Genomic DNA, 13247 nt, shown 5'->3' with positions numbered 1-13247 from the left:
GGAGCAGTTCAACTGCGATCGGGCCGCATGGCAAGAGCCAGCGGCCCATGTGACACATGGTTCTCCGCAATCCCGCGGACGACCGGGCTTTAGGGGGAATGGCATGTCTGATTATTCAGAGTTAGACAAAAAGCAGGATGTTCAGATCCTGCACTCCATGGGCTATGCCCAGGAGCTGGAACGGCGCATGAGTTCATTCTCGAATTTCGCCGTGTCCTTCTCGATCATTTGCATTCTATCCGGCGGCATCAATTCGCTCGCCCAGGCGACATCCGGTGCAGGCGGTGCCGCAATCGGTATCGGCTGGCCAGTGGGCTGCTTCATATCGCTGGTCTTCGCCGTCGCGATGGCGCAGATCAGCTCGGCCTATCCGACGGCGGGCGGCCTCTATCACTGGGGCTCCATTCTCGGCAATCGTTTCACTGGCTGGCTGACGGCTTGGTTCAACCTGCTCGGTCTCGTCACCGTCCTCGGCGCCATCAACGTCGGCACGTACTACTTCTTCGTTGGCGCTTTCGGCGGCTACTTTAACATGACCGACACCACGCTGGTGCGCATCGTGTTCCTGGTGGTCATTACCGGCCTTCAGGCGCTCGTCAACCATATGGGTATCGGCCTCACCGCGAAGCTCACGGACTTTTCCGGCTATCTGATCTTTGCAACGTCCGTCGCCCTCGCGGTCGTATGCCTGGTTGCAGCACCTTCCTATGATCTTGCCCGGCTTTTCACCTTCACCAATTATTCCGGTCTGGCGACGGTCGCAGCTGACGGTTCTGCAACCGGCGCGCCGGTCTGGCCGCAGGTCTCCACCTTCTGGGTCTTCGCGCTCGGTCTCTTGCTGCCGATCTACACGATCACCGGTTATGACGCCTCGGCTCACACCTCGGAAGAAACCGTGAAGGCCGCCCATTCCGTTCCGCGCGGTATGGTGGCGTCCGTTCTCTGGTCGGCATTGTTCGGCTACATCATGCTTTGCTCGTTTGTGCTGATGCTGCCGAATATGGACGATGCCGCAAAGCAGGGCTGGAACGTATTCTTCTGGGCGATGGATGCCCGGGTCAACCCCGTCGTCAAGGACATCCTGTACCTGCTGATCTTCATCAGCCAGTGGCTGTGCGGTCTCGCGACCGTGACTTCGGTTTCGCGCATGATCTTCGCCTTCTCGCGTGATGGCGGCCTCCCGGCGTCGAAGGCTCTCTCCCGCGTGAGCCCGAAATACCGCACGCCCGTCGCCGCGATCTGGACCGGTTCGGTCCTTTCCGTCCTGTTCGTCTGGGGTTCGTCGCTGGTATCGATCGGCGACACGCCGGTTTACACCATCGTCGTCTCGTGCACCGTCATCTTCCTGTTCTTCTCCTTCGCGATCCCGATCACGCTCGGTCTCTTCGCATGGGGTACGGCGAAGTGGGACAAGATGGGTCCGTGGAACCTTGGGGAAGGGCTGTTCAAGCTATTTGCCGTGCTGTCGATCATTGCGATGATCATCATCTTCGTACTCGGCATTCAGCCGCCGAACGACTGGGCCGGCATCATCACCGTCGGCTTCCTCGTTTTGACCGGTATCGTCTGGTTCGGTTTCGAGCGCCGCCGCTTCAAGGGCCCGCCGATCGGCGATGCGATTGCCAAGCGCAAGGCCGAGATTGCGGCAGCGGAAGCCGCTGTCGGCGAAAACTGAGCGCGGGCAAATCTCTCCAACCACTGGGGTCGCAGACCTGCGGCCCCCTTTCACGGTAGCGACAGGGCTGCGGAGCGCGGATTAATCGCCGAGCGGCAGCATTGTTCGACAGGCCGATGTTTCAATTCATTGTTCAGGCGGACCAAATCATGAGCAGCTATACGTTCGACGACCTCAAGCGAGATGTGGCCGAAGGGCGCATCGACACGGTTCTGGCATGTCAGGTCGACATGCAGGGCCGGTTGATGGGCAAACGCTTCCAGGCGGAATTCTTCATCGAAAGCGCCTGGAAGGAAACGCATAGCTGCAACTATCTGCAGGCGACCGATATCGAGATGGAAACGGTCTCCGGCTACAAGTCGACCAGCTGGGAAAAGGGCTACGGCGACTATACGATGAAGCCGGATCTCGCGACGCTGCGTCGCATTCCCTGGCTCGAGGGCACGGCGCTCATTCTCTGCGACGTGCTTGATCACCACACCCACGAGGAAGTCGCGCATTCTCCGCGCGCCATCCTGAAGAAGCAGGTGAAGCGATTGGAGGCCATGGGGCTAAAGGCCTACATGGCCTCGGAGCTCGAATTTTTCCTGTTCGACCAGAGCTATGATAGCGCCCGCGAGTCCGGCTATCGCAACATGAAGCTCGCCAGCGGCTATAATGAAGACTACCACATCTTCCAGACCACCAAGGAGGAAGAGGTGATGCGGGCAATCCGCACCGGCCTCCAGGGGGCTGGCATCCCGGTTGAGAATTCCAAGGGCGAGGCATCCGCCGGCCAGGAGGAAATCAACGTTCGCTACGCCGATGCGCTCACCATGGCCGACCGCCATGCGATCATCAAGAACGGCTGCAAGGAGATCGCCTGGTCGAAGGGTAAGGCGATCACCTTCCTCGCCAAGTGGAACTACGGAGCCGCCGGCAGCTCCTCGCATATCCACCAGTCGCTCTGGAGCCTCGACGGCAAGAGCCCGAAGTTCTTCGAAGAAGGCGGCAAATACGGCATGTCGCCGATGATGAAGCACTATGTCGCCGGCCTTCTGACCCATGCCAGCGAGATCACCTACTTCCTGGCGCCCTATATCAATTCCTACAAGCGCTTCATGGCCGGCACGTTTGCGCCGACCAAGGCGATCTGGAGCAAGGACAATCGCACAGCCGGCTACCGTCTCTGCGGCGAGGATACCAAGTCGATCCGTATCGAGTGCCGCGTCGGCGGCTCGGACCTAAATCCGTATCTCGCTTTCGCGGCTCTGATCGCCGCCGGTATCGACGGCATCGAAAACAAGCTTGAGCTCGAAGCGCCCTTCGTCGGCGACGCCTATGGTGCGCGCGAAGTTCGCGAGATACCGCGCACCTTGCGTGATGCCGCGACGGCGCTGACGACATCGAAGATGCTGCGCGCCGCCTTTGGCGACGATGTCGTCGATCACTATACCCGCGCTGCCGAATGGGAGCAGGAAGAGTACGATCGTCGTGTCACCGATTGGGAAGTGGCGCGCGGATTCGAAAGAGCGTAAGGCTTTTGCGATCTGCCTCTTGCCCGATTTTCATTTTATGATCGGGCGGGGCGCTGGGATGTTTTGTCTGTCCGCCGTTTCTCCTTTGAATGCGGCTGCTGCTTGTGCAACATCCCGGCAATCAATTGGATGACAAAGAAAACAGGAATTCGATCATGACCATGATCACATGCGTCTCCCCGGTAAACGGAGAGGTTTATGCCGAGCGCCCGGCGCTATCGCTGGATGCCGCCAAGGACGTCGTGGCACGCGCCCGCAAGGCACAGAAGGATTGGGCGCGCCGCCCGCTGGAGGATCGCGTCCAGCTGGTGCTCAAAGGTGTTGCCCGGCTTAACGAGATGGCCGATGTGGTCGTGCCGGAACTCGCCTGGCAGATGGGGCGCCCGATCAAGTATGGCGGCGAATATCGCGGTTTCAACGAGCGCTCCAACTATGTCGCCTCGATCGCTGCCGATGCAATGGCGCCGCTGGTCGTGGAAGACAGCGCCAATTTTGCCCGCCGTATCGAGCGCGAACCGCATGGTGTCGTCTTCGTGATCGCGCCTTGGAACTATCCTTATATGACGGCGATCAACACAGTCGCTCCGGCCCTGATGGCCGGCAATACCGTCATTCTCAAGCATGCAAGCCAGACGCTCCTCGTCGGTGAGCGGCTCGTTCAGGCTTTCGTCGAGGCCGGAGTTCCTGCCGACGTCTTCCAGAATGTCGTCCTTGACCACGATACGACCTCGGCGCTGATCGCTGCCGGTAGCTTCAACTTCGTCAATTTCACCGGTTCCGTCGAAGGCGGTCGGTCGATCGAGCGTGCCGCTGCCGGCACCTTCACCAGCCTCGGGCTGGAGCTTGGCGGCAAGGATCCGGGCTATGTCATGGAAGATGCCGATCTCGACGCTGCCGTCGACACGCTGATGGACGGCGCCACCTTCAATTCCGGTCAGTGCTGCTGCGGCATCGAGCGCATCTATGTGCATGAATCGCTCTACGACAGCTTCGTCGAGAAGTCGGTCGCCTGGGTTTCGAATTACAAGCTCGGCAATCCCCTCGATCCCGAGACGTCGCTTGGCCCGATGGCGCATAAGCGCTTCGCCAAGGTGGTGCGTGAACAGATCGCCGATGCGGTTGCCAAGGGCGCCAAGGCGCTGGTCGATCCCAAGCTCTTCCCGGCCGATGATGGCGGCGCCTATCTCGCGCCGCAGATCCTCGTCAACGTCGATCATTCCATGGCTTTCATGCGCGAAGAGACCTTTGGCCCGGCCGTCGGCATCATGAAAGTGAAGAGCGATGCGGAAGCGCTGGAGCTGATGAACGACAGCCCCTATGGCCTGACGGCCTCGCTGTGGACGAAGGATGTCGAACGCGCCTCGCGCATCGGCCGTGAGATCGAAACCGGCACCGTCTTCATGAACCGCGCCGATTATCTCGATCCTGCTCTGTGCTGGACCGGCGTCAAGGAAACCGGCCGCGGCGGTTCGCTGTCGATCATCGGCTTCCATAACCTGACGCGCCCGAAATCCTATCACCTGAAGAAAGTAACAGCATGAGCACTATCTCAGCCAATTGGAGCTATCCGAACGCTTTCAAGCTCGGACGTGGCCGCATCAAGGAACTGGCGGACGCCTGCAAGAGCCTGGGCATGAAGAAGCCGCTCCTGGTCACCGACCGGGGGCTTGCCTCGATGGCGATCACCAAGACGGCCTTGGACATTCTGGAGGACGCAGGTCTCGGACGGGCTCTGTTTGCCGATGTCGATCCGAACCCGAACGAGAAGAACCTCGAAGCTGGCGTGAAGGCTTTCAAGGATGGCGGGCATGACGGCGTCGTCGCCTTCGGTGGCGGTTCCGGCCTCGATCTCGGCAAGTGCGTCGCCTTCATGGCTGGCCAGACGCGGCCGGTCTGGGATTTCGAAGATATCGGCGACTGGTGGACACGCGCCAGCGTCGAAGGCATCGCGCCGATCGTCGCTGTACCGACAACGGCTGGTACCGGCTCGGAAGTCGGCCGCGCCAGCGTCATCACCAATTCCGCCACCCATGTTAAGAAGATCATCTTCCATCCGAAGTTCCTGCCCGGCGTCGTCATCGCCGATCCTGAGCTGACGGTCGGCATGCCGAAGGTCATCACGGCCGGCACGGGCATGGATGCTTTCGCCCATTGCCTGGAAGCCTATTCCTCGCCCTTCTATCATCCGATGTCCGCCGGTATCGCGCTGGAAGGCATGAGGCTCGTCAAGGAATTCCTGCCGCGCGCCTATCGTGAAGGAACGGATCTCGAAGCCCGCGCCAATATGATGAGTGCCGCCGCCATGGGCGCCGTCGCTTTCCAGAAAGGCCTTGGCGCCATCCACGCGCTCTCCCATCCGATCGGCGCCGTCTACAATACGCATCACGGCATGACCAATGCCGTCGTCATGCCGGCCGTCCTGCGTTTCAACCGCAAGGCCATCGAAGAGAAGATCGCACGTGCCGCAGCCTATCTCGGCATTTCGGGCGGTTTCGACGGCTTCTATGATTATGTGCTGCAGCTCCGTGCGGAACTCGGCGTGCCGGAGAACCTTTCGGCCATGGGCATTGCGCCCGATCGGATTGATGAGCTCTCCGCTATGGCCATCGAAGATCCGAGCGCCGGCGGCAATCCGGTGGCGATGACGTTGGAAAACACCAAGGCTTTGTTCCGGGATTGCTTCTGATACGGTCCTAGGTATTTCCTGGCGCGCCGGACGAAAGTAGTGGTGCGTGAGGCACATCAAGGCAAAGAAAAAGCCGCCGAGGGAGCTCGGCGGCTTTTTTGTGAAATCATGCCTGCAGATCAATCTACGAATTCGACGACGACGCCCGGCTTGACCATCTTGGCGAGCTCGGTTGCATCCCAGTTCGTCAGACGCACGCAGCCATGGCTCTGCGTCTTGCCGATCCTCGATGGGTCCGGCGTGCCGTGAATGCCGTAGGTCGGCTTCGACAGAGCCATCCAGACCGTACCGACCGGGCCGTTCGGGCCTGGCGGGATGTTGAGAACCTTGTCGTTTCCGGCTTGTTGGAAGTTGATCTTTGGATTGTAGGTATAGCCCGGATTGAAGGCGACGCGCTCAACCGTGACCGTGCCGGACGGTGAAGGCGTGTCGGCGGAGCCGATGCTGGCCGGGTAGGCTGCGATCAGCGTGCCGTTGGCATCATAGGCGAAAACCTGCTTGCGTCCCTTGTCCGCCAGGATCTTGGCGACCGTGCCGGTCTTGCTGGGACCTGTATTGACAACCTTGATGGTGCTGCCGGGAACGGTGAAATCGACACCGGGATTGAGCGCCTTCAGATAGCCCTCATCCATGTGAAAGCGCTCGGCCAGCATTTCCGTCGTCGAGGTGTAGCCGAGCGACGGCATCTGTGCCTTCGCCGCATAGTCTTCAGGGATCGAGGCGACATAAGGGCCAGCGGCGTCAGCGGCCGTGATCGTATAGTTGACGATCGGCATGCCGCCGGACATGCGCAGCTGCTCGAGGATCGCGTCTGTGTTGTTCGGATCGAGCGTCTGGCCGGTCATCTGCTGATAGGCATAAATCGCCTTGGTGACATTCGCACCCATGCGGCCGTCGATAGCGCCCGGCGAAATACCCTGCCGCGCGAGGAAGACCTCCAGCGCGGTGATCTCCATCTTCGACTTGCCCTTGAGCGTGATGACGGGTTCGGCTGCCGGTTTGTTGACGATGTCAGGCGTGCTCTGCTGCGGATCGATCGATGCGTAATCGTTGCCGTTCTGGTTTGCCTGGCCCTGCTTCGTGGCGGGCAATGGCTGATTGTCGAGCGGCTGGCGCTGGATATCGTTGTCACGCGGAATGCCGCCGGTGACTACGCTGCGATCCTGCTGATCGTACCCATTGTTGGGAGCACCGTCGTAGTTTCCGTAGCTGTCGGTACGATACTGACGATAATCTTGATAGTCGCCATTGTTGGAAAGCTGCGTATCGCCATAGCGGCCGCCATTATTGCCATAGGTATCGCGCGCAGGGGCGCGGGGATAATAGGTGCTCGCCTTCATCTCGGTGGCGACGACATTGCCATAGGCATCGATCAGAACCCGGCGGCCGCGTCCGTCGCGCGCCATGGAGTATCCACCACCATAAGGATACTGGTCGAGGATCCGGCCGTCAGGAGTGACGAGAACCGTATTGCCGTTGCCGCTGCGATAATATTGTGCCTGTGCGTCCGTGAGCGCGAGCGAGGACACAGTGGCAGTCAATGCCAGGGCAAAACTCAATTTTACGAACCGGTTCACGTCTGTCGAATCCTTGGGATAGTCGTTCGGCTGACACACACATGGCAATTTTGACGCCAGTATGGAGATTTAGATTATCATGCTGAATAAAATATAAAAATTTATGTGATCAAGGCTTCAAGTTAACATTTGGTAAGCCAAATAACCGTTTATTTCAGCCGCGCGCCACCTTGGGACAACGCTCGCCGCGCGGAGCCGATCAGGGAGGACTTTAGGGATGATCGATTTTTCTGCGGCCAAGGGGCCGAAATTGATGCTGGACGAAGGCTCCGTCATGGACATCGGCGCCTGCATCGTCGAGGGCAACAATCTTGCGCCCGGAAGCGCCGTTCCCGATGATGGCGATCCGCGTATCAGTCATTCCGTGCAAGGCTTCCTCTTCACCTGCGGACCGGATCATATCCGCCATCCCGAGCCGATGTCCGGCGCATATGAGGGCAAGCGCTATCCGCTGCATGGTTCTTTCTCGTCTCATCCAGCCAAAATTCTCTGGACCAAATTCGAAAATGGCAACGCGGAATGCCGCGCGGATATCGATGTCATCACCGCCGAACGCCGCACCGCAAGGCTGGAACGTCTTTGGCAGATCGATGGCGCAACCGGCGAGGTCTCGCTTGCCGATCGCATCGTCAATACAAGCACCGAGGCGATGCCGGTCTTCCTGATGTATCACATGAATATCGGCGGCAAATGGTTCGACAATGGCACGCGCCTTGCCGGACAGATGCTGGAGAATGGCGGCTTTCACTGGACCTTCGGTGAGGAGGGAGGCGATATCTTCTGCGTGCCGGCGCAGGATAAGGGAGAGGATTGGGCGGAGATCAACCTTGGCCCAATCGCGGCCATCGGCGGCAAGACTTTGAGGGTGCGCTTCGGTACCGATACGCTGCCGTTCCTGCAGGTCTGGCGCAATCAGCGCGCGCCTGCGCATGTGCTTGGCATCGAGCCGGTTTCGCATCGCTGGGTCTCCCGTGCGGAACTCGAGGAGGCGGGTGAATTCAATATTCTCCAGCCCGGTGAAGCCCGCAATTTCATGCTCAACTTTGCCTTCGTTTGAGAGCGTGCCGCGGTTGACGCTCGCCCTATGGCGGCGTAGATCAGGGCCACGGTTTTAGAGAGGACATGAACCATGGATATCCGCCCGATCGACGATGAATACTCGGTGTCCGGCCAGATTGCCGTAGAGGATCTCGATGAGATCAAGGCCCTGGGTTTCAAGTCCATCGTCTGCCATCGCCCGGATGGCGAGAGCCCGGATCAGACGCCGTTCGGCGTCATCGAAGCCCGTGCCAAGGAACTCGGCCTGGAGATCACCCAGGTGCCCGTCGGCCCGATGGGCGTGACCGAGGAGGCTGTGCAGGGCATGGTCGATGCGCTGGACGAGTTTCCGCGACCGATGCTCGGTTATTGCCGTTCCGGCGCACGCTCGACGGCCATTTATCAGAAGACGCACCACATTCGCGGCTGACGGCTGTTTCCTCGGCCCTTTAGATTGCAGGGCAGGCTATGGGCCGTGCCCTGTCTACCTGTCGAAAACAACATCAGGAGAAGACCATGAGCATCAAGCGTATCGACGTCGGCGCCCGCATGAGCGGCGCAGTCATCCACGGCAACACCGTTTATCTCGCCGGTCAGGTTGGCGAAGGCGAAAGCGTCACCGATCAGTGCAAGTCTGCGCTGGCTGAAGTCGATCGTCTGCTTGCTGCAGCCGGCTCCAGCAAGTCGAAGATCCTGCAGACGCTCATCTATCTCTCCGACATTTCCTACTTCGCCGAAATGAACGCTGCGTGGGAAGCCTGGGTCGATCCGGCCAACACGCCGGCCCGTGCGACCAGCGAAGCCAAGCTCGCAGCGCCGAAGTACAAGGTCGAATTCATCGTGACCGCAGCGATCGACTAAGTCGGCTCAGCCTAATTTATGAAAGGCCGTTGGGCTCGCGCTCAACGGCCTTTTGTTTGAGCGATTTCCGTCAGGGTTCGGGAAGGCGTGATCGCTTCCGGATCGAGCGCGATCTCGATGATCGCCGGCTTGCCGCTGGCACGCGCCCGCTCGAAGGCCGGGCCAAACTCTTCCGTTGCCTTCACCGTCTCGCCATGGCCGCCATAGGCGCGTGCCAAGGCCGCGAAATCCGGATTGTCGAGTGCCGTGGCGCTGACGCGGCCGGGATATTCCCGCTCCTGATGCATGCGGATGGTGCCGTACATGCCGTTGTTGATGACCAGGGCGATCAGCGGCAGGTCATACTGGACGGCAGTCGCGAATTCCTGCCCATGCATCATGAAACAGCCGTCGCCGGCAAAGCAGATCACTTCACGCTCGGGAAAGAGCTGTTTTGCAGCGACCGCTGCCGGCAGGCCATAGCCCATCGAGCCGGAAGTCGGAGCCGACTGCGTGTTGAAGCGGCGGAAGCGATGGAAGCGGTGCAGCCAGGTCGCGTAGTTGCCGGCGCCATTGGTGAAGATCGTATCGTCAGCGGTATTGACTTCGATCCAGTCCATGATGCGGCCCATATGGACCGCGCCGGGGCTCTTTTCCGGTGTCTTCGACCACGCAAGATAGGCGGCGTGCATGCGCTCAGTGCGCTCGGCCCATGGCGTCTCGTGCAGTGGGGCCAAATCCGCGAGCGCCGCGACGAAATCCGCCGGGCTGGCACAGATGGCCAGGTCAGGCCGATAGACGCGCCCAAGCTCGGACGGGTCCGGGTGGATGTGGACCAGCTTTTGCTGCGGGTAGGGGATGTCGACCAGCGTATAGCCGGAGGACGGCATTTCCGAGAGGCGGCCGCCAAGGAGGATCAGCAGATCGGCTTCCTTGATTTCCTTTGCCAGCGCCGGATTGATGCCGATGCCGACATCACCGGAATAGTTCGGGTGCAGATGGTCGAACAGCATCTGGCGGCGGAAGGAGCAGCCGACCGGCAGCCTGAAACGCTCCGCAAACTGCCTGATGCCGGCAACGGCTTCCTCGGTCCAGCGCGTGCCGCCGAGAACGACCATCGGCCGCTCCGCCGCCGCAAGGCGCTTGTGAAAGTCAGCAAGCTGGTTGCGGCCCGGATGAGCTGCAACAGGGACATAGGGCAGCGCTTCCGGCGCCTCGACCTCATCGCGCAGCATATCCTCGGGTAGAGTCAGTACGACCGGGCCGGGACGCCCAGAAGTCGCGATCGCAAAGGCGCGGGTGACGAATTCCGGAATGCGGGCGGCGTCATCGATCTCGCCGACCCATTTGGCGAACTCGGTAAAGGCGCGGCGGAATTCCACTTCCTGAAAGGCCTCGCGTTCGCGGGCATCGCGCTGGACCTGGCCGATAAACAGGATCATCGGGATCGAATCCTGCCGTGCGATATGAAGGCCGGCGGAGGCGTTGGTGGCGCCGGGACCGCGGGTGACCATGCAGATGCCTGGTTCGCCGGTCAATCGGCCCCAGGTGTCCGCCATCATCGCCGCGCCGCCCTCCTGGCGGCAGACGAGCACCTTGATATCGCTATCATGCAGGGCATCGAGCACGGCGAGAAAGCTCTCGCCCGGCACGCAGGAAATGCGCTGCACGCCATTTGCCTTCAAAGCTTCGACGATGAGTTGGCCGCCCGTTCGTTTCATGTCCTCGCCTTTCCCTCCAGTTCCGCCAATTCGGCGAGAACCTCCTCCTGATGCTCCCCAAGGCGCGGGCTCGGCCGCGTATAGGTCAATGGTGTCTCCGACAGCACGATCGGCGTGCGTACGCTCGGGATTATCGTGCCGGCATCGTCTTCGAGATCGATCCTCAAGCCGCGCGCCTTAATCTGCGGGTCGGCGAACATATCCTCGATCGTATTGATCGCGCCGGCCGGGACGGCATTGTCCTCGCAGGCTTTCAGCAGATCCGCCTTGTTCCACTTCAGCGTCTCCGCCGAGATGAAAGCCCGAACCTCGTTGCGGTTTGCGACGCGGGCCTTGTTGGTCGCATAGCGCTCGTCGTCGGCATGGAGCCCTATGCCGAGGATGGTGCAGAGGCGCCGGAACTGACCGTCATTGCCGACGGCGAGAATGAGATAGCCGTCGGCCGTAGGCACGACTTCATAGGGCGAGATATTTGGGTGGGCGTTGCCGAGCCGCACTGGTGGCTTGCCCGAGATCAGGTAGTTCATGTTCTGATTGGCAAGCACTGCCGATTGCACATCGAGCAGCGCCATGTCTATGAGCTGTCCTTCGCCGGTCTTCAGCGCGTGGATCAGGGCGGCCTCGATTGCCGAGACGGCATAGATGCCGGTGAAGATATCGGCGATCGCCACGCCCGCCTTGACAGGCTGTCCTTCCGGCTCGCCTGTGATCGACATGAAACCGGACATGCCCTGGACGATATAGTCGTAGCCTGCGAGGTTGGCATAGGGGCCGGTCTGCCCGAAGCCGGTAATCGAGCAGTAGACGATGCGGGGGTTGATCTTCCTCAGGCTCTCGTAGTCCAGCCCATATTTGACAAGGCCGCCGAGCTTGAAGTTCTCAATCACCACGTCTGCCGTCTTCACCAGCCGGCGCACCAGATCCTGTCCTTCCTCGGTCCTGAGATCTGCCGTGATGGAGCGCTTGCCGCGATTGGCGGAATGGTAATAGGCGGCCGAGAGATTTTCGCCATCCTTGCCTTCGACGAAGGGAGGCCCCCATTGCCGGGTGTCGTCGCCGCCATCGGGATTTTCCACCTTGATGACATCGGCGCCGAGATCAGCCAGCATCTGCCCGGCCCAGGGGCCGGCGAGAACGCGGGCAAGCTCAATGACACGAATACCGGACAGCGGAGGTTTCTTGGTCTTTTTCTCTGTCATGTCTGTCCGCTCTCCCGCTTAGGGCGTGAATGCTGTTTCAGATGTATCGGATACGGGCCTGGAAGCAAAGCGTCGCTCGCGCCAGAGGATGTAGAGGCCGGAGCCGATGATGATGAGGATGCCGAGCCATTTGATCGCATCGGGGAAATTGTCAAAGACGAGCCAGCCGAAGATCGTCGCGGAGACGATCTCGAAATATTGCAGCGGTGCGAGCGTGGAGGCCGGCACGGCGCGATAGGCGTATACCGTCAGGATACCGGCGGCGGCTGCAGTGGCTCCGACACCGAAGAGATAGAGCATGGCTGTCAGATCCGGCATGACCGGATCAAGGATTACAGCGCCCGTCGCCCGGCCGATGGCAAGCAGGGCGACGCTGAAGCCGGTGCCCCATAAGGCGGTCTGGAACTGCATCGACCAGGCATCTTCGGTATGGGAAACGACGCGCGTGATCATGACGTAGACGGCGATGCAGAGTGCTGTAACGACGGGGAGCAGGGCGACGAATCCGACCTCCTGAAAGCTTGGCTGGATAATCAGCATCGCGCCGAAAAAGCCGACGGCGCAGGCCGTGTAGCGGCGCCAACCGATAGTTTCCTTCAGGAAGATGCTGCTCAGGATGGTGAGCATCATCGGCTCGACGAAGAAGATGGCGATGGCATCGGCGACCTCCATCACCTGCAACGTGGTGACGAACGACACCATGGACAGCGTCAGCACGGCGGCACGGATGGCATGAACGCCGCTGCGGCGCCATGTCCAGACGCCCCATTGCCAGCGCATCGCCATCATCGGCAAGGCGAAGAGGCCCTGAAAGATGAAGCGGGCGGCAGTGACTTCGCCAGGCGGGATTGTGGCTGCGGCGAGCTTGGAGAAGATGTCGATGATCGGCGAGAGGACGACGGAAAGAAACATCATCGCCAAACCGAAGGTCAGCTCCGATTGCGGCAATCGGACCGGGGAGCCGCTGGAGGTATTCATTGCGGAATTTCCTTGA

The 13247-nt window shown here is 60.4% G+C and carries 11 protein-coding genes; 7 read left to right on the top strand and 4 right to left on the bottom strand.

Annotated elements, in window-relative coordinates:
• Window positions 1–103 precede the first annotated feature (103 nt).
• The 4 genes from GA0061100_RS02090 to GA0061100_RS02075 all read left to right on the top strand — a co-directional run bounded on the left by GA0061100_RS02090 (window position 104) and on the right by GA0061100_RS02075 (window position 5878).
• Window positions 104–1675: an amino acid permease gene (locus GA0061100_RS02090; protein ID WP_075850952.1), complete on the top strand. Its 1572-nt coding sequence runs from the start codon at window positions 104–106 to the stop codon at window positions 1673–1675.
• Window positions 1676–1824: 149 nt separating this feature from the next.
• Entirely contained in the window at window positions 1825–3192 is a 1368-nt protein-coding gene (locus tag GA0061100_RS02085) for a glutamine synthetase family protein (RefSeq protein WP_075851849.1), read from the top strand.
• A 155-nt stretch (window positions 3193–3347) separates the two neighbouring features.
• A complete protein-coding gene (locus GA0061100_RS02080; protein ID WP_075851848.1) occupies window positions 3348–4733 on the top strand; it encodes an aldehyde dehydrogenase family protein in 1386 nt (461 codons plus the stop codon).
• Window positions 4730–5878 (top strand): iron-containing alcohol dehydrogenase, encoded by a 1149-nt coding sequence (locus tag GA0061100_RS02075; protein WP_075850951.1) that lies wholly within the window; start codon window positions 4730–4732, stop codon window positions 5876–5878. Before GA0061100_RS02080 ends, GA0061100_RS02075 begins: the two co-directional genes overlap by 4 nt.
• Window positions 5879–5997: 119 nt before the next feature.
• Here the strand turns inward: GA0061100_RS02075 and GA0061100_RS02070 are convergent, their stop codons facing one another.
• A complete protein-coding gene (locus GA0061100_RS02070) occupies window positions 5998–7455 on the bottom strand; it encodes a L,D-transpeptidase family protein (RefSeq protein WP_075851847.1) in 1458 nt (485 codons plus the stop codon).
• 217 nt (window positions 7456–7672) lie between these two features.
• Here GA0061100_RS02070 and GA0061100_RS02065 point away from each other — a divergent pair, with 217 nt between their 5' ends.
• The 3 genes from GA0061100_RS02065 (at window position 7673) to GA0061100_RS02055 (ending at window position 9354) form a co-directional block, all read left to right on the top strand.
• Entirely contained in the window at window positions 7673–8512 is an 840-nt protein-coding gene (locus tag GA0061100_RS02065) for a DUF4432 family protein (RefSeq protein WP_075850950.1), read from the top strand.
• Window positions 8513–8584: 72 nt separating this feature from the next.
• Window positions 8585–8923, top strand: coding sequence for a protein tyrosine phosphatase family protein (locus GA0061100_RS02060; protein WP_075850949.1), 339 nt, complete (start codon window positions 8585–8587; stop codon window positions 8921–8923).
• Between the two features lie 86 nt (window positions 8924–9009).
• Entirely contained in the window at window positions 9010–9354 is a 345-nt protein-coding gene (locus tag GA0061100_RS02055) for a RidA family protein (protein WP_075850948.1), read from the top strand.
• A 41-nt stretch (window positions 9355–9395) separates the two neighbouring features.
• Here GA0061100_RS02055 and GA0061100_RS02050 read toward each other — a convergent pair whose 3' ends face one another.
• The 3 genes from GA0061100_RS02050 to GA0061100_RS02040 are packed head-to-tail and all read right to left on the bottom strand — an operon-like array spanning window position 9396 to window position 13231.
• Window positions 9396–11054 (bottom strand): thiamine pyrophosphate-binding protein, encoded by a 1659-nt coding sequence (locus tag GA0061100_RS02050; RefSeq protein ID WP_075850947.1) that lies wholly within the window; start codon window positions 11052–11054, stop codon window positions 9396–9398.
• On the bottom strand, window positions 11051–12253 hold the full coding sequence (caiB, locus tag GA0061100_RS02045; RefSeq protein WP_075850946.1) for a succinate--glutarate CoA-transferase: 1203 nt from the start codon (window positions 12251–12253) through the stop codon (window positions 11051–11053). Before caiB ends, GA0061100_RS02050 begins: the two co-directional genes overlap by 4 nt.
• Before the next feature lie 18 nt (window positions 12254–12271).
• Window positions 12272–13231, bottom strand: coding sequence for a DMT family transporter (locus GA0061100_RS02040; protein ID WP_075850945.1), 960 nt, complete (start codon window positions 13229–13231; stop codon window positions 12272–12274).
• Window positions 13232–13247: the final 16 nt, after the last annotated feature.

The sequence above is a fragment of the Martinezella hainanensis genome (genome assembly GCF_900094555.1).
Classification (GTDB): Bacteria; Pseudomonadota; Alphaproteobacteria; order Rhizobiales; family Rhizobiaceae; genus Rhizobium; species Rhizobium hainanense.
This window is presented reverse-complemented; position numbering and strand designations above follow the sequence as displayed.

What these genes read in the sequence shown, in the direction of transcription:
- GA0061100_RS02090 (WP_075850952.1), top strand. Translation starts at nt 104, where the DNA reads ATGTCTGATTATTCAGAGTTAGACAAAAAGCAGGATGTTCAGATCCTG.
- GA0061100_RS02085 (WP_075851849.1), top strand. Translation starts at nt 1,825, where the DNA reads ATGAGCAGCTATACGTTCGACGACCTCAAGCGAGATGTGGCCGAAGGG.
- GA0061100_RS02080 (WP_075851848.1), top strand. Translation starts at nt 3,348, where the DNA reads ATGACCATGATCACATGCGTCTCCCCGGTAAACGGAGAGGTTTATGCC.
- GA0061100_RS02075 (WP_075850951.1), top strand. Translation starts at nt 4,730, where the DNA reads ATGAGCACTATCTCAGCCAATTGGAGCTATCCGAACGCTTTCAAGCTC.
- GA0061100_RS02065 (WP_075850950.1), top strand. Translation starts at nt 7,673, where the DNA reads ATGATCGATTTTTCTGCGGCCAAGGGGCCGAAATTGATGCTGGACGAA.
- GA0061100_RS02060 (WP_075850949.1), top strand. Translation starts at nt 8,585, where the DNA reads ATGGATATCCGCCCGATCGACGATGAATACTCGGTGTCCGGCCAGATT.
- GA0061100_RS02055 (WP_075850948.1), top strand. Translation starts at nt 9,010, where the DNA reads ATGAGCATCAAGCGTATCGACGTCGGCGCCCGCATGAGCGGCGCAGTC.
- GA0061100_RS02050 (WP_075850947.1), bottom strand. Translation starts at nt 11,054, where the DNA reads ATGAAACGAACGGGCGGCCAACTCATCGTCGAAGCTTTGAAGGCAAAT.
- caiB (WP_075850946.1), bottom strand. Translation starts at nt 12,253, where the DNA reads ATGACAGAGAAAAAGACCAAGAAACCTCCGCTGTCCGGTATTCGTGTC.
- GA0061100_RS02040 (WP_075850945.1), bottom strand. Translation starts at nt 13,231, where the DNA reads ATGAATACCTCCAGCGGCTCCCCGGTCCGATTGCCGCAATCGGAGCTG.